The organism is Terriglobus aquaticus (genome assembly GCF_025685415.1).
Lineage (GTDB): Bacteria > Acidobacteriota > Terriglobia > Terriglobales > Acidobacteriaceae > Terriglobus > Terriglobus aquaticus.
In genome coordinates, this window is the sequence record NZ_JAGSYB010000001.1 from 3,555,898 (window position 1) to 3,577,440 (window position 21,543).

Here is a 21,543-nt window from a genome sequence, read left to right on the forward strand (position 1 = left end):
CAGAGAAGAAATCTCGAGAAACCATCGCATCGCGCGATACGAACCGCTGACCGTTCCGGCGTTCTCTGTAGACAACAAATTCTGCCACCCGCCTTCACGAGTGTGTCCATACTCGCGCCGACGTGCGTGGTTTTGCAAAGGAATTCGCATGGTCGCCAGCGGTTTTCTCCCGTCCCGCCCTCGTCACGCGCTGCTTGCCCGTTGTGCGCGCGCAATTTTCTGTTCCGCGTCGGTTCTTGCTACGGCCGCCGGCATCGCTCAGCAAGCTCCGCCAGCGGTTCAGGGGACGTCCGTGCCCGACGCAGCGGTTCCTGCCGTGATCTCTCCTTCGGTGTACGGGACCACCTTCTATGTCCTGAATCAGGACATGACCTCGCTCGCGCACTCCACGGCATCGTCGTACCACGTGACGTGCCCTGCGCCAGCAGCAGCGACTTCGCCCTCAAGCCTGCCCAAGGCTCTCGCCAACGACACGCAGAACGGCTACGTGGTCGGGCCCGACGCGAACTCGACCGACGCGCTCACCGGGCTGCTGTTCGGCAGCAGCACCTGCCACACCACTGCTTCCAGCACGCTGCAGGGTGCCGCGCCGGCTCAGGCCTTCATCGCCAACGACGAGTTCCACGGGCGCGCCTTCACGCTTAACGCCTCCAGCTCCGGCGACCCAGACATCCTCACGCAGTACAGCAACCTGAGCACGGGAACCGGCGACTCCATCAGCCGCACCTCTCGCACCAGCCTGGACAGCGGCGCGCAGTACACCTCCTTGCTAGTCGACGGGCGCGGACAATACGGCTTGGTCATCGCCACCGAGCGCAAGACGGGCACCAGCCCTGGCAATCTGTGGGTCTACAGCCCAGGCATCAGCACTGCGTTCAAGATACTGGACCCCGCCGGCAATCCCTTGCCCGCCAGCAACGCCTTCATCGTCCCGGCGGTGAACGACGGCGGCGGCGACCTGCTGATCCTCGTGAACCAAGACAACTTGACCGCCGCCAACCTCGCTTCGGCGCCGCAGGACACAGTCCCGTTCACCATCATCGATCTCGGCCAACTGCAGCGGACCTTTTCCGCTGTTGTTGCCAGCGGCAACACGGTCACGTTGCCTTTTGTGAAGCAGATCAAAGCCACGCAAAACTACGCTGCCATGCTCGGCGCGGTATACGACCCCGTGTCCCGCCTGCTGTACGCGGTGGTCGGCAGCGGCTCGAACTCGGCGAGTAGCCTGCTCAGCTACAACCCATACACTCCCGACACGCCCAACGAAACCGTCGTTGGCGACGTGTCCACGGTTCCGTACACCTTCGGCGCCTATCCGCAATTGGCCGTCAACAGCGCTTCCGGAACGCTGCAGATCCTCACACCTTCGCCGTCGGCATTGTTCACCATCGGCATTACCGGGACCGGCAACACAGCGGTCCAGGTAAACGGCACGCCTTTCAACGATTCCAACTTTCAACCGACCTATATTGCGGCGAACCCACTCTTCGGCCAAACCTATGTCGCGTCGGGCGACGGGCAGGTCGACATCCTCACGAAACCCTCTGCTTCACCGCTCCAGGCCAACCTCACGCTGAACGGGTCTGACACCGCCACTGCCGGGTCCAGCTACTACCTGCGCGGTCTGGCTCTGTACTCGCAGGGCGACAGCTCGCTCATCGGTGCAACCGTCACCATCACTGCAACGCCCGCGGGTGGATCACCCTTTACGCTGGCCTCCACGACCGTGGGAGCCCTGGCGTACCCGGGCGGCAGCGTCCCCAGCCTCTCATTCACGCTGCCCGGCGTGTACACGCTGGTGGCCACGGTGCCCGCCACCGCCACACACGCGGCGATCACCTCCAACACCATGAGCGTCACCGTAGGTGACACGGCCAAGCCGTATCCCGGTGTATACCCCACCACGCTTTCCCTCAGCGTGCCTGCCACCACCTCCAGCACCACCGTCACGGCGGCGCTCACGCTGGCAGGCAGCACGTATGCGCCCGGCGGCCGCATCGTCATCAACGACGCCTCTGGTACCGAAGTGGGCCGCTACACCTTTACCGGCGCCGCCACGGCGTACCCGGTCCAGGTCTCTCTGACCCTGCCGCAGGGCCCGTCCACCTTGACGGCGGTCTACAACGGTGACGATCAGAACGCCGGCAGCGCCTCTTCCCCGGCCAGCATTACAGTTGGCGCCAGCTCCAGCCTCACCACACCCACGCTCGCGCTGTCCGTGCCAACCTCCGCAACCGCGGGCGCAACCCTCTCCGGAACCGTGGCTTTCGTTTCCACCACCACGGACGCACCCACCGACACGATCAGCATCTACGCCGTACCCGCGGGCACCACCACACCCATCACCCTCGCCACCATCCCCGCGGCGCAGGCCTTCACCACCGCCGGCAAGACGTTCACCTTCACCGCTCCAGCGGCAGGGCAGTACACGCTGCTGGCCTACTACCCCGGCGACAGCAAATACAACACCTCGCAGTCAAACCTTGGCTCGCTCACGGTCACCGCTCCCGCCGTAGCGACTACCGTTTCACTGAGTGGCGTAACCAACCAGGTTGCGGGCACCGGGTTCAACCTCTACGTCCGACTCACGAACGCGCAGTCCACCGCAACCCCGACCGGGAACATCACAGTCCGGGGCGGCGCAACCAATGCCGTGGTTGCTACAGTCAGCGCTGCCCAGGCGCTTGTCTCCGGCGGCTTCGGCTTCCCGGTCACCCTGAGCATCAACGGCAGCTATACCTTCACGGCGTCCTACCCGGGCGACGCGAACTTCTCGCCTTCGACGGCTTCCCTTGTCGTGCACGTGAAAGCGACACTTGCCCTGACCAACCTGTACGTGCCTGCTGGCGAAGTAAGCGGGACGAAGATCACCGGCACGCTGAACACCACGCTGGCTCCCGGCCTGCTGCCACCCACGGGCACGATCACCATCGTCGCGACAAAGGTCAGCAGCGGTGCTCAGACCACGCTTGCAACCATCGATGCTGCGACTACGGTTACCACGCCCAACATCAGCTTCCAGTACCTTGCACCGGCTCCGTCCGGCCTGTATCGCGTGGACGCCAACTACAGCGGTGACGATAACTTCGTCGCGTCCTCCGCACCCTTCATCAACTTCAATGCTTCCGATCCAACTACCATCCCAACGACTCTGGCGCTCAGTGTGCCGGCAACGTACCCGCCGAACGCCATCCTCGACGTCGGGGTTCAATTAGGGGCTCCAAACGCTGGGACGGCAGTTCCCAGCGGCAACATCACGGTTACGGTCAGTAAGCCCGGCACCACGATTACCCAGCCCAGCCCCGTGCCCGCGTACCTCGCGTTTACATCGGTCTGCCCGTGCGCTTCGGTTACGCTGACGGACCCTGGCACTTACACCATCACGGCTGTGTATGCCGGCGACAGCAAGTTCAGCGGTTCGACCCAAACGGGCACGGTTCTGATCCAGCGCTCTACCGTTGCGATCCACTTAACCGGACCTGCCACGACAACCACGGGAGCTGCAGCGACCTATAACGTTGCACTTACCGGCTCCATTACTTCTCCCAATGCTGGCATCCTTCTAAGCTCCAAGGATGCGTCCGGCGCGAATGGTCCCTCCGGTGTGGTCTCCGGCACCAGCGGCTCTTCCGTGCTCACCTTCCTGACCGCAGGCACGTACACCATTACGGCCAACTTTGCCGGTGACGTTTCCAACCAACCTGCTACCGCAACGTTGACCACAGTAGTGACGGGCGCGCCGGCCGCTGGCTTCTCTATGACGCTCGACAACGCTTCAACTTCGAGTGTCAACACAGAACTCACATCCAACACCGTCGTCGATGTTCCGTTTACGATCGCCGCACTCAATGGGTATAGCGGAACGGTCGTAATGGACGGCAGCCTGACGGAGATCGATGGTGGTCAACTCTCTGAGGACGCGTTCATCTACTACCTGGTCGACAGCAACGGAAATTCGGTTGCCGGCAATCTCGGAATTCGAGCAGTCTCCGTGACGCCTACCAGCACCGGATTGCACCTCAAGGTGCGCATGGCTGGTGAGAATGCACACTCTGCACTGCGCTCGCCGTTCGAACGGTCTCGTCGCCTTGTGCTGGCTGGGCTCTTCTTCGGGGGCGGCCTACTTCTGTGGCCACGGCGGCGGCTCTCCCCGCGCTTGCTGTGTTTATTACTCATCCTCTGCGCGATCGCGGGCGGCGGGGCTGTGGTGTCTGGCTGCGCCGCTTCTGAGGGCGTTCTACGGGTAGTGGTCACGGCGAGAAATCCTGCGACCAATGCGACCCAAACCATCTCCTTCCCCGTGCACTACACGCGATGACGGTTCGGGCGTCGAGAGCTCTCCCAGGGTCTCGGACGCCCGATTCTGCGTGTTCCTCAACTTCACCGCATGTGTCCGATTGCTCGTTCACATCTGTTGACCTGACCCGAAACCATTCGGAATCGCCATGCTACAAATCCTCAAGCTAGGCCCATTCAGCTTTTACACTTTTGGCCTGCTCTTCGCCGCCAGCATCTGCCTGGGCACGGCTCTGTTTCTTCGCTACTTTCGTGAGCACAGCATCCGCGTCAACCCGGTCTCGCTCTCGACCACGCTGATCGTTGCGGGATTTCTGGGCGCAAAGCTGGACAACTTCCTCGTGCTCTCCACGTACCTACTGCACCGCGACACTGCGGGGCTGGACTTCTTCCGCGGCGGGTACACCTATCTTGGTTGTGTGCTCGGCGGAGTTCTGGCAGGCGTGGCCTACATCCATCTGCATCGCATGCCGTGGCTGCGCTCGCTGGACTCGCTGTATAGCATCGCGCCTGCCTATGCTCTGGGCCGTGTCGGTTGTTTCCTGGCCGGCGACGGCGACTACGGACAGCCCTCTACGTTGCCCTGGGCTGTCGCCTTCCCGCACGGTCTGACACCGTCTCTCGTGCGCGTTCACCCGACGATGCTCTACAGCTCACTGTGGGAGCTCGCGATATTTCTCATCCTCGTGCGAGTGGATCGCAGACAGAGCAGGCCCGGCGTATTGTTCGGGTCGTACCTCCTGCTCAGCAGCGCGGGCCGCTTCAGCGTCGAGTTCCTGAGCCGCAATCTCGTGCTCGCATGGCGAATGACCGAAGCCCAGGTGGTGAGCCTCGTTCTCTTCACGATAGGCTGCGTGACGCTGATCGCCGTTTCAACGCTGCCCGGCAAAGCAATAGCCCTGCTCGCACGCCCGACGCTCGACTCCGCAAAACGCCTGCGCAAAATGCATGACGGGTCCGTGGCCTGCGTGGTACATCTCTAACCATCCTCATCGCCTCAGCACAGGAGCACCCGAGTGACCGCCGCACACTGGGCTGAAGTTCGCGCGTTACTGGAACAGACGCTGGAGCTGCATCCCGCCGAACGTGAATCGTTTCTTGCCGCCTCTGCCGCCGATCTTTCCGTTCTCACCGAAGTGCACCAACTGCTCTCGTTTGAGGACTGGGCAGCGTCTGCGTTCTCCATCGACGCCTGGCAGCACGAGACACCTCGCCCGCTTCCGGAAGGCGCTCTCGACAACTCGACCTTCGGCAGCTACCGCATCCTGCGCCAGCTTGGCCGCGGTGGCATGGGTACGGTCTACCTGGCAGAGCGCGCCGACGGCACCTACGAGCAGAAGGTCGCCGTCAAGGTCCTGCAGGAAGAGATCTTCACCCCTGCACTGGCAGAACGCTTTCGCCGCGAACGACAAATCCTCGCGCAACTCGCTCATCCCGGCATCGCCCGTTTGCTGGATGGCGGCGTGCTTGCGGACGGCCGCCCTTACCTAGTGCTCGAGTACGTGGACGGCATCCCCATCGACCGCTATTGCGACGAGCATGCGCTCACCCTAACGCAACGCCTGCGCCTCTTCCTCCGCGTTGCAGAGGTGGTTCAGTCCGCGCATCAGCAACTGGTGTTGCACCTTGACCTGAAGCCGGCAAACATCTTCGTCACGACCGAAGGCGAACCACGGCTGCTCGACTTCGGCCTGGCACGCATCCTGTCCAACGCCGAAGCTCACACCGAAACCACGGTCCGGCAGCTGACTCCGCGCTACGCCAGCCCTGAACAGGCAAACGGCTCATCGCTTGGCGTAGCCAGCGATGTCTTTTCATTGTCGACGCTGCTCTACCGCCTGCTGACCGGAACGCTGCCGTATCCCATCGAAGAAGTCCTTCCACTCACCGCCATTCGCATCCTGAATGAGACGGCGCCGCAAGCACCCAGCCTGCATAACCCGGAGCTGAAAGGCGATCTCGACAACATCCTGCTGCAAGGCCTGCGCAAGGAACCGCAGCGGCGCTATCCCACTGTTGCCGCACTTGCAGAGGACCTGGAGCGCCATCTGCAGATGAGGCCCGTGCGCGCCCACGCGGACAGCTTCGCCTACCGCGCAGGCAAGTTCCTGCGGCGCAACCGGCTGGAAGCCATCGCTGTGGCGGCAGCGCTTGCCGTGGTCGCCGGCAGCGGTGTTGCCGTGCTGCACTCCGCAACGGTTGCGCGGCGCGAGCGGAACGCGGCCGAGCGCCGTCTTGCCGACATTCAGAACCTCGCGCGCTTCTACGTGACGGATCTCTACGCATCGCTGAACGACATTCCCGGCACCCTCACCGTTCGCAAACAGATGACGGCCGAGGCCGTGAAGTACCTGCAATCCATGCGGGAGGAGCGCAACGGAGATCCCAAGTTCTCGGTCGATCTCGCGAACGGCCTCTTTGAAATGGCCAAGACCGAGGGCTTTCCCAATCAACCCAGCCTTGGCGATCTGCATGGCGCACAAAGCGTTCTGAGCCTCGCCCGGCAGATGGTGGAGCTGCACGCGCTGCAGGTTCCGGACGATCCGAAAACGCCCGCGCGCCGCGGCCTGCTTGACGCATCTCAGGCGAACATCTCCAACGCGCTGGGCGACGTAGCGGGCGCAGTCGCGCTGGAACAGAGAGCATGGGACGAAGTGCAGCCGGTGCTGCAAGGGCCCAAGTCCAATCGCTGGATGCAGATTGCAACGTACTGCTTCTTCGACTCCATCTATCTCGCAAGCCGCGATCAGTTCAGCATGGCCGACCCTGCCGAAGCCCTGCGATGGGTCGACCGCGCCGAAGCTCTTCTGCTGGACCTTGGCCGCGACAAGCCGGAGTTTCGTCAGCAGCCCCTGTACATCACGCAGCTTGCGCAGGTCCGGTTCACCAAGGCGAATCTGCTGGATCAGCTGAACCGGGACGACGAGGCTCGCCAGTACTACCTGCAGGCCATGCACGATGCCGACGGACAGAACGCGGAGCACAGCATTGAAATCGCGGAGCACGTCCGCAAGTCCCATCTCCACTACGCGGAGTTTCTGCTCGCGCATGGGCAAGTCAAGGAAGCAGTGGAAGTGTCGGCAAATCTGCGGCCACCCGAAGCTCCTGCACGCACCGTGGACCAGGGCAACTTCGATGAATCCGAGTACGCGATTCAGACGCGGTGGTGGGCCGTGCTTCAGGCAGCACAGGGCAACACGCAGGCTGCACGGCTGTACATGGAGAAGAGCATCACTGCGTCCCGCCGCCTGATGAACTCAGCCCCCGAGGATCAGACACTGCGGAGCCTGCACGTGATCGGGTTGATTCAGTTCGCCGGGTTGCCAGGAACGGATGCTACGACCGCTCGCAGCCTGCTGCTGGAAGCGCAACAGCTTCTGAGTGAGTTCACCTCACACCAGCCACTCGTGCTCGGGGCCAGGATGATGGAGGCGCAGGTTCAGCTTGGCTTAGCAAATCTTGCGAAGAAGAGCGGCGCAGCTACGGACCAGGAAGACCACCTGCGCAAAGCGCGGAACATCTTGGAGTCCGTTGCGAAGAACCGCCAACCCTTCAAAGATCTATCGCTGCTTCAGCAGCAGGCATCCGCTTCCATCACGCCCAAAACCTAGCCCGCTCCTGCCATCGATAGGTGTGGGCACTTCGTCGAGAAGCCCATGAAAGCAATCAAGTACAACTTGCCAGGGTGAGAGCAGATACCTCGGCCAACGCGAGCAGCTATTTCGGAAACCACGTGAGCTGTACCGTAGCTCCGAATGGACGTCTTTGCTGCGAGTCGATGAGGGGCGCTCGGGTCAACTCCTGCTGAACGCTGCCTTTGATCTCCCACGATGCGCTTGGTCTCACTCGGGCATTGAAAGAGAAATCGTGCTGAGTCGTTCCGAGTGGAACAAAGTCCTTCGCTGCCTTCACCATCCTGTATTCCACCTGAAAGTCCTGTCTTGGCGAGCGATGGTAGGTGAGCCATGCATTCCCTCCCTTGTCCTCGCGGCCTAGGGGATCGCCGAGCATGAACGACCGGTTGGTGTATGCATCCGCGTAAACAGCTTCAGCGAAGAGAAAGCTACCGCCCACACTCTGCTTATCATCCACGTCGGTATAGGCGCCCTCCAACCTAAGATCAAGCTTCGGTGCACCGGGCAGACGAGAGATCAGCAGACCGGTTCTTACCGCTGCGCGCCTCGGATTCGACACTGGAAAGACGTTGTCGTGAACAAAGGTGTCGGCGTAGAGATCAAGAAGATGCTCCCAGGCTGGAATGCGGAAATCGAAATCGAAGGTGCTGAAGCGAGCGCCGGGATCATCTCGGGAGAGCTTGACGGCAGGCTGCACACCGGCGGGACTGAAGAAGCTGCGGAAGAACGTGCCAAGGGTCACAGGTACGTGACCCTTGCCGCCCCACAGCGCGGTGCGTGCAAAGCCGAACTCGATATCTTTCGTAGGTTTGAAGCTGGCTTTCTCCATGTGGACCCAGGGAGCGTTGGGCGTGTCATGCCCTTTCAAACTGCCAACGAAGAACTCGTAACGAAACGGGCCGGTGATGCGCGAGAGTACCGGAATATACAACGGTTCGATCCGGTTGATCCGAAAGGCATAAATAGGCTCCGCGTTGGTTGACCACGTCATCGCTCCACCACGGGCGGGGCCCAGCCATTCATCGCTCCTTCCAAAGCTCACTTGGTGCCCGGCGAGGTGCGCGGAGGCGAGTGCGTTGAGCATGCGGAACTGATCGCGCTGAGGAATGGGGCCGGCAGGGATCGTGAAATGAGGCACGGTTTGACTCACTCCGTCCCCAGCGGCAAGGATTGCAGCCACCTGCGCTGAGTAGCCCGGTGCACTGGGCGCGTGCTGGTACTCGCCGCGCAGGTACAGGTTGAAGCGGCCGCGAGTCACGTAACCGCTCGCACCGACCAGGCCGTTCACACCCTGCTGGAAGGGACGCCCGTAATCGTTCACATACGTCTGGCCAAGATGAAAGCTGTCGTTGAGAACTGGACCGTTTATGCCACGCACGCGTGCATACGCCTGCTCCACCACCGTCCGATGCGAGTCGAGCTGATTCAGCTCCGGCGCCAACTCTTCCGTGAGAGCTTTGTCCAGGGCAACAGACTCTTCCGCGTTGCCATAGTTGATCTCGTCTTCAGCAATGCTCTCGCGCGACAGCAGCAGAGCATGCGCGAGTGAGATGCGGGTATAAGGGCGCAACCCCACATAGAGGGTCGACAGGTATCCAAGCTCATGCAGACGCATCGCTGCTGAGTAGATCCAGCTATCCATCGGGATAGGAGGCGAGCCCGCCGTTCCACGTGAGGCCTCGATGATCCGCTCTCGATCCTGAAGGCTCAAGTCATCCTGTGCAGTAGCGGCAGCACTCAAAGCGATCTGCGTTCCCAGGACGGCAGCTACAGTCACAATGCGCTTACGCCAGGTATGACAACGTCTATCCAACACTCAACCTCATAATGTCCGCGGAACGCCGCCTGTGGAGCGTGGGACACCCTAATGCATGGTAGCTCTCAAGCGCCCGTCGATGCGCGCTCCGGCCCTGACCACGTAGATCGCCAGAAGCTGCAGAACAGACGATGACCGGATGCTTTCCGATGCCCAAGATGAGTAACGGAGCAAATGGCTTCTGAGTGCAGCAGCGATGCTGAGATTTGTTGGTCGGGACGACTGGATTCGAACCAGCGACCTCACCCACCCCAAGGGTGCGCTCTACCAGGCTGAGCCACGTCCCGACACGGGCGGCAAGAGGATTGCCGCGCAGGGTGTATGTCCTTCAGTGTACACGCGAGAGCCCGTCCTGCTCACCGCGGCGGCCCTCACGCTATTCCGGGCCAAAGCGGTTGTGAAAGTGGAACTGGTATCGCACGCCGGCGCTGACGGCCAGCGGATAAAACGAGTAGTTGTACCCGCTGAAATGCCAGGACTGGCGCTCCACTTCGCCGCGCACCGCCCAGGTGCGCGACAGTCGGTAATCCAGGCCGCCGCCGTAGGCCTTCACGAGCGATTGATCGTGGGTATACCCCGGCGTGGTCACGTACTGGAAGGCAATCCTGCCGTAGCCGACGTGGAACTGCGCAAACGGCTCGAAGCGGCCAAGGTTCACCTGCGCGCGAGGTCCGCCGCCATAGAAGTATTCCCGCGAGACGCGCCCACCCGAGCCGACCGCGCGCAGGTCGAACCCCAACTGAACCGGATACATCGTGAACACATTGGCGGTGCCGCCCACGGTGGCGCCCGCATTCTTCAGGGCACCCCCATAGTCCGGCCGCACATACGATCCCGTGCCGTACGCGTACAGCCGAATGCCCTGGTAGGCCGTTCCAGTCGCTTGGGCAAGCAGCGAACTCGCCGGCACGACCGCAAGCAGGAACAGCGCCGGATGCACGCGGACCATCATGTGTCTTCTGACGCGATCCGTCGCGCCCGGGTCACCACCCGATGCTGTCTTTCCGCTCGCGAACCATCAACAAACGCCGCTTACTGGGAGGCGGACACGACCGGTTCCGAAGGATGCCGCGGCAGGCGTACCCGGACCGTGGTGCCCTTGCCCTCTGCCGAGTCGATTTCCAGCTTGCCGTGGTGACGCTCGACGATTTCGTGCGAGATGTACAAGCCCAGCCCGTTGCCCAGGTCGCCCTTGGTTGAAAAGAAGGGCTGAAACACATGCTTCCGCATCGATTCCGGAATGCCCGCGCCATCGTCGGTCACGCTCAGCACGGTATCGTCCCCGTCATACACGGCGTTCAGGGTTACGTTGCCGCCCACGCGCGCCGCGTCCAGCGCGTTGGAGATCAGATTTGCCAGCACCTGCCGAATCTGCCCGATGACGCCATGCACCACGATGTCTTCGGCATAGCGCTTGTGAACCGCGATCATGCGGTTGCGCGTCTTGCCCTGGAAAAGGCGCAGAACCTCGCCAAACATCGCGGATGCCAGGAAGTCCTCTTCCGCAGCGCGATCTTCCCGATTCCAGCGCAGCGTCTGCTTGGTGATGCCGCTGATCCGCTCCAGCTCAGCTTCCGCCATGCCAATGTACTCGCCGGCGTTTCCGGTGTCGCCCGCTTCCAGCCGCAGCAGGTACATCAGGTTGGTGATGGATTCCAGCGGGTTGTTGATTTCGTGCGCGATCACGCTGGTCATGCGTCCGCTCAGGGCAAGCTTTTCCGCGATGCGCAGGGCATCTTCGCGCTCCCGCCGCTCGGTCAGGTCCAGCAGAAATCCAACCCAGCCCGCGGGCCGCTTGCCCACCCTGCGAAACGGTGTAAGGCGCACCAGGTTCCAGCGGTCGGCGCCGTTGCTGCGCACGCGAACCTCCGCCTCCAGAACTTCCCGTTGATCGACGACAGCCTCTTCCCACAGAGCCCTGACCCGGGCTTCGTCTTCGGGAGCCAGGCGGCCATCTCCGAACCACAAGCCGCTGTCGCTCAGGCCATCCTCTCGCCAGCGCTGATTCACATAGGTCAGCATGCCTTCCGCATTGCAGGTGAATACCTTGGTGGGCAGGCTGTGGGTCAACTGCAGGAACCGGGCAGAGCTCAGCTCGGCTTCTTCCTCCGCGCGCTGCAGGCTGATCGTTACCAGCGCATTGCGGAACTCTGTAGCGGATTCGGTTTCCACGTTGCTCCAGCGTTCGCTCTGGCCGTGAAACGTTTGCTGCCACTGGGCGAAACTGGTTCGCGGATGCAAGCGTTCGTTGCTGTCCACGTTCTTTACGGGTTCGCCGGCCCAGGTCACCGTTTCCAGAATCTCCGGCTTGAACCACAGGATGTAGCGCTGCGACAGATCTGAAATTCGAATTGCGAGCAGACCGCTTGCCTCCGCGGCGGAAGACGCGACCGCGGGCAGTTCGGCGCCCAGGGTGCGGGTTGCGTAGACCTCGAATTCGCCCTTGGTATCCAGCCAGTTCACAATCTGGGTCAGGACACGCTTCGGCGGCACCCGGCCCGTGGTGTACACCGTTCCGAAGTCCGACAAAGCCACGCCCGAGGCGTGCGTAACCTTCAGCAGCCGATCCATGCGGGTGGCGAGCGCCGGGATGTAGTCGGTTTCCGCCGCGATCTGCGTTAGCAACTCCCTCTGCACCGCATGGAACTCGACCAGGTCGTGCAGCCGGTCTGCCGTGCGGAACGCATTCAACTGCGTCCCAACCATCTTGGACAGCATGTCGCAGGCCGATCGGACCAGGAATGGAATCGTGCGTGGCTCGGCATGGTGGCCGCTGATCAGGCCCCACAGTTGGCCGTCCACCACGATGGACACACTCATGGAAGACAGCGTTCCCATGTTGCGCATGTACTCCAGGTGAACCGGCGATACGGAACGCAGAACCGAAAGAGACAGGTCAAACGCCGGAATCGCCTGCGTGCCAGCAGCAGCTGCACCCGGGTTCTCGGAGATACGCACAATGGGAGACGGGGTGTAGTTCGCGTTGGGGATAATGCGAACGGTATTTAGGACGTACAGCTCGCGCGCCTGCGCCGGAATGTCAGTGGCAGGGAAGCGCAGGTCCAAGTAGCTGGGCAGGCGTCCGCTGTTCGACTCCGTCAACACGGTGCCGTGACCCTCGTTGTCAAAGCAGTACAGCAGGCACCGATCAAAGCCGGTCAGAGCGGCAAACTGGTCGGTGAACGCCTGGCACAGTTCCTGGCGGGTCTTCAGCCGCGCCAGGGTCCCCACAAAGTTGGTGATGACGGCGTTCATCATCTCGGCGCCCACCAACCGGTCCTGGCGTTCGAACTCCAGGATGCGCGTGCTTTCCACGCAATGCGTGATGACCGAGAACAGTTCCTTCCGGATCTGGAACGCGCCCAGGTAGCTGACCATGCCGGACGGGTCTACGCGGCAGTTCACCTGGCGAAGCGCCGCAAGCAGTTCGCGCTCAAACAGCAGATCCAGCGATCCACCCAGGATCAGCTTGACCGGGACTCCAAGGAACTCTTCGGCATTCTCGCTGGCAAGAATGACGGTCTGCTGCTCGGCGTCCAGGCCAAGCAGGAACCCGTGCCGCTGGATCGCCCCCGGGGTGCGAATCAACTCCTGCGCGCAACCTTCCAGAGGGGTTGCAGGAACATCTGCTGGCTCTTGCGCCACTATGGGAGCGCTCAATTCAACTGACATCGGAAGCCTAATAGGATGCGCGAACCGAGGGCGATGCAGCCTGCGCAATCACAGTTTTTCTAAGTCATGAACAAAGCGTTTTGGTCCGCTTCAGAGCTCTTTGAGAGGCACCGGCGGAACACGCCAAACATTTCCTTCGCCGCGCCGATCGCTTCGTCGCTGTAGATATCCGGCAGGTCCATCAGAACGCGCTGAAACTCCCGCCATTTCGGCACTGTGGAGGAGCCGTATCCGCGGAAAAAGGCGGTGCCTTCGCCGGCGGTCAGCCCCAGAACCGACTCCACGTGGCTGGCAATGTACTGGCCTCCCAGCGTGGAACCCTCCACAACATACATGGCTCCCAGAAAACGGCCGGCTTGCTCTGGTGCGTCTGCGGGTGCGTCTGCCAGTAGATGCTCGATCTGCTCGACAACCCCAGCCGGGAGATCGCTCCGGAAATCCGCCTGGAAAAACCGGAGATCGGCTTCCAGCGCCGCGCGCCGGCTCCGTTGCCGCACCAGGTCCGCGTAGGCCGGTGGAACCCGTCTCGCCGCTACCGCTTCCCACGCACGGATCGCTTCATAAAAGCGTTGCAGCACAACCACGTATTCCGCCCGTGTCAGGTCCGGGTGCATCAGGGGGACCATCGCTTCGGTCGCTTCGTGCTCGGGCCGCGTCGCCTCGCGCAGCAGCTTTGCATCCATAAATCAGGCCGCTCCCTGGCGCATCCGTACCGTTTTAGCCTAGCAAAGCCGTAGGCCTCCCGCCCCGCCTTCGATCCGCAGGACGGAAGCGTAAGCGAGCTCCGCCCGGAGACTAAATCCGCCGAAACCTGTGTCGCGAGCATCTACTTAGCTGTTACCCTGCATCTACAAAGCTGCATCCCGCTCCGGGTGCTCCATGCGCGCTGCCGGAACCTGCATGCTCCAGTGAGAAAGGGTCACTGCTCTTGATCGAAGCCGTCGTTGTCTGGAACGAGCCGAACAACCTGTCCCATTGGAACTTCCACCTGGACCCGGGCTGGCAGCAGTTCGCCGCCATGGTCAAAGAGGGTGCGGCGGCAATGCGCTCAGTGAACCCGGTGCTGCCCATCGTCCTGGGCGGTGTGTCGTCCGGCGACCCGGACTGGCTCCGCCTGCAGGCTGGCTACGGAGTCATGGAGCACGTCGATGCCGTTGCCATCCACGGCTTTCCGTTGGACTGGAATCACTGGCAGCTCACCGAGTGGCCGGAAAAGATTCGCGAAGCCGAACAGGTCACCGGACGACCGGTCTGGGTCACAGAGGTCGGCTGCTCGTCCTTTGGCTTGGAGGAAGTCGCCCAGATGGGCTTCCGCCGCACGATCGATCTCCTGCGCGGCAGAACTCCCCGCATCCACTGGTACTCGTTGTACGACCTGCCGCCAAGCTGGCCCGCAGAAACCCGCCATAAAGAGGCAGAGGGCTCCAGCTATTACCGGCATTACTATTTGGGCCTCTTGCGCCACGACGGCACGCCCAAGCTGGCCGCCGCGGACTTCCCAACGGACGGCTCCGTGGGCCTGTGCCAGTGGTTCCACTGGCAGGACCATCGCCTCGACGATGCGGTCGCTTGGATGCGTGAGCACGAGGTGCAAAATCTGCGCACCGGGCTGAGCTGGGCCGATGCGTACCGCCCGGACGCCGAGGCCTGGTTCGACCACGTCTTCACCCAGCTTTGGCCCTTCCAGGTCGCCATGACCCTGTGTTTCACGCCGGGGCACCTGGGCAAGGAAGACCACCACACCAGCCCGCCGCTGGACAACGCCGACTTTGCCGAGTTTGCCGCCTGGGCCGTGGAACGCTACGCCTCCCCTGGCCAGACCGTTCCGGTCAACCCCAACTCCCGATCGCTGTATGACCTTTCCCAAATGCGTCGCCGCCACGCCGAGCTGAACGCGCAGCACCAGGTCACCAGCCCCGCACAAGTCTCGAAAGAAGAGGTCCTCGCCGTTTGAGCATCCAGAGCGCACAATCTCTCCCGTCCACCCAGAAGCGCAACGTCCTCATCACCGGCGGCGCCGGCTTTGTCGGCTCGCACCTGGCCGATGGCCTCTTGCGCCAGGGCCACGCCGTCCGCGTTCTGGACGATCTGACGCCCCAGGTCCATCCCGGCGGCGTCCGGCCCGACTACCTGTCCAACGACGTCGAGCTGGTCCACGGCGACGTGCGCGATCCCAACCTGCTCAAGAGCGTGCTGGAAGGCATCGACGTGATCTACCACTTCGCCGCCACGGTCGGCGTGGGCCAGAGCATGTACGAAATCAGCCGCTACATGAGCGTGAACACGCAGGGCACCGCGGAACTGCTGCAGGCCGTGCTCGACACCAAGGCGCCGGTCCAGAAGATCGTCGTCGCCTCCTCCATGTCCATCTACGGCGAAGGCCGCTACGTGGGCGCCGATGGCAAGCGCTACGCTCCTCCGGTCCGCACCGTGGAGCAACTGAAGCGCGGCGAGTGGGAGGTTTCGGTCGGTGACTCCGGCGCGTTGAAGCCGGTTCCCACCGACGAGGACAAGCCTAGCGAGATCAACTGCATGTATGCCCTCTCCAAGCGCGACCAGGAAGAGCTCTGCATGATCTACGGCCGCACCTACGGCCTGCCGGTGACGGCCCTGCGCTTCTTCAACATCTACGGCACCCGCCAGGCACTGTCGAACCCGTACACCGGTGTCGCCGCCGTATTTGCCTCGCGCATGCTCAACGGCCGCCAGCCGCTCATCTTTGAGGACGGCGAGCAGCAGCGCGACTTCGTCTCCATCCACGACATCGTTCGCGCCAACATCCTGGCGATGGACGCCCCGAAGTCGAATGGGGAAGTCATCAACGTCGGCTCCGGGAACCCGGTTTCGATCCGTCGCGTGGCCGAACTGCTGGCCAACGCTCTGGGCAGCAAAGGCTTGGAGCCTGTGGTCACCGGTAAATACCGCGCCGGCGACATCCGGCACTGCTACGCCGACATCTCCAAGGCGCGCGCGCTGCTCGGTTACGAGCCGCAGGTGACCCATGAAGAAGGTTTCGCCGAGCTTGCCGACTGGCTCGCCGGCCAGGAGGCCGAAGACAAGGCAGACACCATGCTGCAGCAACTGGCGGCACACGGATTGACCGCCTGAGTGGCGCGGTAAACACAAGGAAGCAACCTTTTTGGTGCAACGGGTGTTCCTGTGCCGTGAAACCCGCATCTATTCCCATAAAGGTACAAAGAACAGGTACATTCGTTGGAGTACCCTGGAACGTCAGTTCGAGGCACGAAAGGTAATAACGCGACCAGAATGGCAGTGCAGCGCGAGATCCTGATCACCGGTGGCGCCGGATTTGTCGGTGCAAACCTGGCAGCTCGGCTCCTTGCCGAAGGCGGCAACAACGTCGCCATCTTCGACAACTTGTCGCGTCGCGGCACCGAGCACAACCTGAGCTGGCTGCGTACCCTGCCCCAGGCGAAGAACCTGCGCTACATTCACGGGGACGTACGCAATGCGCAACAGGTGAGCGACGCCGCTCGCTACGCGACGCAGATCTACCATCTGGCTGCACAGGTCGCCGTGACGACCAGCATCACCGACCCCAAGTGCGACTTTGACACCAACGCGCTCGGCACCTTCCACGTCCTCGAAGCGGCGCGCCGGCACGGTCGCCAGCCGATGGTGTTCTTTACCTCGACGAACAAGGTGTACGGTTCGCTGGAATCGGTTCCGGTGGAAAAGGCCGGCACTCGCTATCGGGCCACGGATCGAAAGTTCATCGGAGCGGACGAGAGTACGCCGCTCGACTTCCACTCGCCCTACGGCTGCAGCAAGGGCGCGGCGGACCAGTATGTCCGCGACTACGCGCGCATCTACGACCTGCCCACCGTAGTCTTCCGCATGAGCTGCATCGCCGGCCAGCGCCAGTTCGGCAATGAAGACCAGGGTTGGGTCGCCCACTTCCTGTACAGCGTGCTCTCCGGTCGGGCCATCACGGTCTACGGCGACGGCCTCCAGGTCCGGGACATTCTGCACATCGACGACCTGGTGAATGCCTTCGTCGCCGCCCGGGACAACATCGGCAGCACCGCCGGGCATGTCTACAACGTCGGCGGCGGCATGGGCCGCGCCATCTCGATTCGCGAACTCCTCGAAAAGATTGAACGGCGCGTGGAGCGCCCTGCTCGGCTCGAGTTCAGTGACACCCGGCCCGGCGATCAGCCGCTGTACGTCTCGAACACCACCCGCCTCGAGAGCCACACGGGTTGGAAGGCCGCACTTTCACTGGATCAGATCCTCGACAGTATTGAGGCGTTCTACTCCGCCAACCGCGGCCTGATCGCGCAGCGACCCGCCGCTTCCGCGGATGCCAAACCGCTGTCCGACAAAGGTTTTTCGTCCGCGCTGTCCACCCCGGCGCTGGCCACGGCGGAGGCGCGGTGAAGTTTGCCCTGGTCAACCCGCATTGGTCGTGGGAGGGCTCGACCTACTTCGGCTCGCAGGCGCCCGTGGTCCCGCTGGAACTGCTGGGAGCGCGTGAGTTCCTGCGCCGCGCCGGCCACGAAGTCCTGCTGATCGACGCATTCCTGCTGAAGCTGACGACGGACGAAGTGCGCGTCCAGCTTGAGGGCTTCGGCGAAGACTTCCTTGTCATGCCCACGGCGAACAGCTACCTGTTCTGGCGCTGCCCGCAGCCGGAGCTCCGCGTGCCCCAGGCCTGGCTGCGCGCCCTGACCACCGGCCGCACGCACCGTCCCACCACCGTCATCATCGGACCGCATGGTTCGTCCACGCCTATCGCCACGCTCAATAAGACCGGCGCCGACGTGGTTCTGCGTGGCGAGCCGGATTCCAACCTGCCGCTGCTGGCCACCACGCCGCGCTTCGCCATTCCGGGCTGCGTGTGGAAAGAGAACGGCCGCGTGATGCAGGCCTCCGAGCCGCTCGGCGTGGTCGACATGAAGATGGTGTCGCACCTGGACTTTAGCGACTACCCCATCGAGCTGCACACGCACAAGCACCACATCTTTACGCCGGTCGAAGGCCTGGGCGCTGAACTCGAATTTGCTCGCGGCTGCCCCTACGCCTGCACCTTCTGCAACAAGACACAGTTCCGCAACAAGTACCGCGAGCGCGACGTCGCCGAGGTGGTCGCGGAGATCGACGCGCTGATGGCGCGCGGCGTCACCTACATCTACTTCATCGACGAAATCTTTGGCGTCGGCAAGAACGTACGCACTCTGCTGGAAGAGATCGCGAAGCGTCCTTCGCTGTCCATCGGTTTCCAGACCCGCATCGACCTGTGGGACGAGGCAGGATTCGACCTGCTCGGCCGCGCCCACTGCATCAGCATGGAGTGCGGCATCGAGAGCATCACCGAGCAGGGCCGCGACGAGATGAACAAGAACTGCAAGTACTCCACGGAGCGCATCACCGAGCTCCTGGTGTACGCAAAGACCCGCATCCCCTGGGTGCAGGCAAACCTGATCAAGACACCGCACGACAATCCCGAAGAGGTGCGCGCCTTCCAGGATCATCTGAAGGCCAACGGCGTCTGGGTCTCTGAGCCGGTGCCTATGTTCCCCTTTCCCGGATCTCCTGAGTACGTCACGACCTTCGGCGCGCAGCCGGACGACCGTGCCTGGGAACGGGCCCATGAGTTCTACCTCAATCTCTTCGCGGACAAGGGATTCTCCGACATCCAGGATCAGCAACCCATTCCGCTGCCTGAACTCGAGTCTGCATGCCGCTGATTCGTTCCCAGGTTTGTTGCCCCCGATTCCGCTTTGCAAATGCCTGGTAGTGCCGTCTCTGCTTTGCCTAATTGCCTCGCCTGTTTGGCTCCCGCAAAGCCTCAATCGTTTGATCCAGCAGCACCTTTCGCTGCTGGTCCTGCGTTGACCCGGATGAGTTCATGCGCATCCTGATGACCACCGACACTGTCGGCGGCGTGTGGACCCAAACGCGAGAACTGGTTGCAGGTCTGCTGCGGGCCGACCCCTACATTCGCATCTTCCTCTTTGCCGTCGGAAGCACCTGCAGCCCGGAACAACTGGGCTGGCTGCGGGCCATGCGCGAGCGCAACCCGGGCCGGTTCGACTCCGCGGTTCACTCCGTGCCGCTGGAGTGGGAGCAGCGCAACGACCAGGTCGATCCGTTCGAGCCGCGCCTGCTCAGCATTGCGCGAACGTTTGCTCCGGAAGTCTTTCACAGCTCACAATTCTGCTACGGCGCTCTTCCGGTGGATTGCCCGCGCCTGGTGGTCGCCCACTCAGACGTTCTGTCCTGGTTTCGAGAGGTTCACGGAACAGAGCCGGAGCCGTCGCCCTGGATCGACCGGTACGTCTCGCTGGTGCGCCATGGCGTGGAGCAGGCATCCGCAGTCGTTGCACCCACCCGATGGATGCTGCAGGCCTTTCGTGATGGCTTCCCCGCTCCGGCACACACACGAGTCATTTACAACGGCGTCAGCTTTCGGCCTCGCCCACCGCAGGAGCGGCTGCTGCAGGCGGTGACCGCGGGACGTCTGTGGGATCAGGCCAAGAACGTGGCCCTCTTGCAGCGCCTGCAACACCCAGCCGTACCCCTGCTTGTCGCGGGAGCTTCGCAGCACGAGAACGAGACTCTGAAGTGGAAGGGCAGCGAGGCAATCCAATTGCTCGGCAACACCTCGCGCCGCGACCTGCTCTCGCTCTTCGCGCAATCGGCAATGTATCTGTCGACCGCGATCTACGAGCCATTTGGCCTTTCAGCGCTGGAAGCCGCGCGCTCCGGCTGCGCCCTGCTTGCGCTGGATATCGAATCCATGCGGGAGGTGTGGGGCAACGCTGCCTTGTACTTCCGCACCGTCGAAGAACTCGCTGCAGCGATCGAGCACCTCGCCAGCTCGCCCAGGGCGTTGGCCCTGGCGCAGCAGCAAGCCGAGGCCACCGCCGCCCAGTACACGCGCGAGCGCATGGCAGATTCCTACCGCGCGCTCTATCGTGAACTGATGGATTCACCCCGGGGGAACTCTGCCGTTGCTTAGCATCGCCATCTTTCTGCACACGTTGCGCTCCGACTGGAACAATGGCAATGCCCACTTCCTGCGCGGTCTGGCGCGCGAACTCGGGTCGCTTGGCCACACCGTGCGCGTCCTTGAGCCGGTGACCAACTGGAGTGTCGAGAACCTGCGCACAGAGCCAAACGGCGAAGCCTCGCTGGCGCAGTTCGCCACGACGTACCCCGACATCGACCTGCGACTCTACGACCCGACTGACCCGGACCTGCGCAACGAGCTCATGCGCGAACTGCACGGCTTCGATGCCGTGATAGTGCATGAGTGGAACGAGCGCGGACTGATCGATCTCCTCCTCGACCTGCGGTCGGAACTCGGCTTCCGCGCTCTCTTCCATGACACGCATCACCGCGCCTCCTCCTCACCCGAGGCGATCCGGTCGCTGCGTGTCGACGAGTTCGACGGCGTGCTCGCCTTTGGCGACGCGCTCACGAAGATCTACAAGGAGCGCTTCGGCATCACGGAGTGCTGGACGCTGCACGAAGCCGCGGACACCACCGTCTTCTACCCGCGCGAGGCGCCCACCGAGCAGGAGCTGATATGGGTTGGCAACTGGGGAGACGGCGAGCGGTCCGCCGAACTGCGCGAGTTCCTGATCCGTCCGGCCAGGCGTTTGCGCGAGCAATACGGCCCTGAGGGCTTTCGTGCCACCATCTACGGCGTGCGCTATCCCGCCGACGGTCTGGCCGCGCTCGCCGATGCCGGCATTCGCTACGGCGGCTATCTTCCGAATCTCGCCGCGCCGGACGTGTACGCGCGAAGCCGCGTCACGATGCACGTTCCGCGCCAGCAGTACAACGACGCGCTCACAGGCATCCCGACCATCCGCGTCTTCGAGGCGCTCGCCAGCGGCATCCCGCTCGTCTCCGCGCCCTGGCAGGACACCGAAGAACTCTTCCGCCCGGGCGACTTCACCCTCGTCTCAAACGGCGAAGACGCGTACGAAGAGCTGAACTTGCTGCTGGATCCCGAAGAACGCGACAACGCGCAGGCACAGATCGAACAGGGACTCGCCACCGTGCTCGCGCGCCACACCTGCGCGCACCGCGCGGCGCAACTCACGCGCATCCTCACCGAGGAGGTGCTGGGATGACCTTCGCCCAGTGCAG

13 protein-coding genes and 1 tRNA gene are annotated in these 21,543 nt (G+C 62.8%); 9 read left to right on the top strand and 5 right to left on the bottom strand.

Features of this window, described 5'->3' with window-relative positions; genetic code table 11:
- Positions 1–292: 292 nt before the first annotated feature.
- The 3 genes from OHL12_RS14690 (at position 293) to OHL12_RS14700 (ending at position 7,907) form a co-directional block, all read left to right on the top strand.
- Entirely contained in the window at positions 293–4,318 is a 4,026-nt protein-coding gene (locus OHL12_RS14690; protein WP_263414567.1) for a beta strand repeat-containing protein, read from the top strand.
- A gap of 127 nt (positions 4,319–4,445) precedes the next feature.
- The gene (locus OHL12_RS14695) at positions 4,446–5,279 is read left to right on the top strand and encodes a prolipoprotein diacylglyceryl transferase (protein WP_263414568.1); all 834 of its coding nucleotides are present in this window, start codon (positions 4,446–4,448) and stop codon (positions 5,277–5,279) included.
- 33 nt (positions 5,280–5,312) lie between these two features.
- A complete protein-coding gene (locus OHL12_RS14700) occupies positions 5,313–7,907 on the top strand; it encodes a serine/threonine protein kinase (RefSeq protein WP_263414569.1) in 2,595 nt (864 codons plus the stop codon).
- A 106-nt stretch (positions 7,908–8,013) separates the two neighbouring features.
- Here the strand turns inward: OHL12_RS14700 and OHL12_RS14705 are convergent, their stop codons facing one another.
- From OHL12_RS14705 to OHL12_RS14725, 5 genes are all read right to left on the bottom strand, one after another.
- The gene (locus tag OHL12_RS14705) at positions 8,014–9,744 is read right to left on the bottom strand and encodes a capsule assembly Wzi family protein (protein WP_263414570.1); all 1,731 of its coding nucleotides are present in this window, start codon (positions 9,742–9,744) and stop codon (positions 8,014–8,016) included.
- Between the two features lie 213 nt (positions 9,745–9,957).
- Positions 9,958–10,034 (bottom strand) — tRNA-Pro (locus OHL12_RS14710).
- Between the two features lie 89 nt (positions 10,035–10,123).
- On the bottom strand, positions 10,124–10,699 hold the full coding sequence (locus OHL12_RS14715; RefSeq protein ID WP_263414571.1) for a hypothetical protein: 576 nt from the start codon (positions 10,697–10,699) through the stop codon (positions 10,124–10,126).
- Between the two features lie 80 nt (positions 10,700–10,779).
- Positions 10,780–13,419, bottom strand: a complete 2,640-nt coding sequence (locus OHL12_RS14720; RefSeq protein WP_263414572.1) for an ATP-binding protein — start codon at positions 13,417–13,419, stop codon at positions 10,780–10,782.
- Between the two features lie 59 nt (positions 13,420–13,478).
- Positions 13,479–14,102, bottom strand: coding sequence for a biliverdin-producing heme oxygenase (locus OHL12_RS14725; protein WP_263414573.1), 624 nt, complete (start codon positions 14,100–14,102; stop codon positions 13,479–13,481).
- A 245-nt stretch (positions 14,103–14,347) separates the two neighbouring features.
- Here OHL12_RS14725 and OHL12_RS14730 point away from each other — a divergent pair, with 245 nt between their 5' ends.
- The 6 genes from OHL12_RS14730 (at position 14,348) to OHL12_RS14755 (ending at position 21,527) form a co-directional block, all read left to right on the top strand.
- On the top strand, positions 14,348–15,373 hold the full coding sequence (locus tag OHL12_RS14730) for a glycosyl hydrolase (protein WP_263414574.1): 1,026 nt from the start codon (positions 14,348–14,350) through the stop codon (positions 15,371–15,373).
- Positions 15,370–16,527, top strand: coding sequence for an NAD-dependent epimerase/dehydratase family protein (locus tag OHL12_RS14735; protein WP_263414575.1), 1,158 nt, complete (start codon positions 15,370–15,372; stop codon positions 16,525–16,527). Before OHL12_RS14730 ends, OHL12_RS14735 begins: the two co-directional genes overlap by 4 nt.
- A gap of 159 nt (positions 16,528–16,686) precedes the next feature.
- Entirely contained in the window at positions 16,687–17,820 is a 1,134-nt protein-coding gene (locus OHL12_RS14740) for a GDP-mannose 4,6-dehydratase (RefSeq protein ID WP_263414576.1), read from the top strand.
- A complete protein-coding gene (locus tag OHL12_RS14745) occupies positions 17,817–19,130 on the top strand; it encodes a TIGR04295 family B12-binding domain-containing radical SAM protein (protein ID WP_263414577.1) in 1,314 nt (437 codons plus the stop codon). The genes OHL12_RS14740 and OHL12_RS14745 overlap by 4 nt, the downstream gene beginning before the upstream one ends.
- Before the next feature lie 161 nt (positions 19,131–19,291).
- Positions 19,292–20,404 carry a glycosyltransferase gene (locus OHL12_RS14750; protein ID WP_263414578.1) on the top strand — a complete coding sequence of 371 codons (1,113 nt, stop codon included), beginning with the start codon at positions 19,292–19,294 and terminating at the stop codon, positions 20,402–20,404.
- Positions 20,397–21,527 (top strand): CgeB family protein, encoded by a 1,131-nt coding sequence (locus tag OHL12_RS14755; protein WP_263414579.1) that lies wholly within the window; start codon positions 20,397–20,399, stop codon positions 21,525–21,527. Before OHL12_RS14750 ends, OHL12_RS14755 begins: the two co-directional genes overlap by 8 nt.
- Positions 21,528–21,543 lie beyond the last annotated feature (16 nt).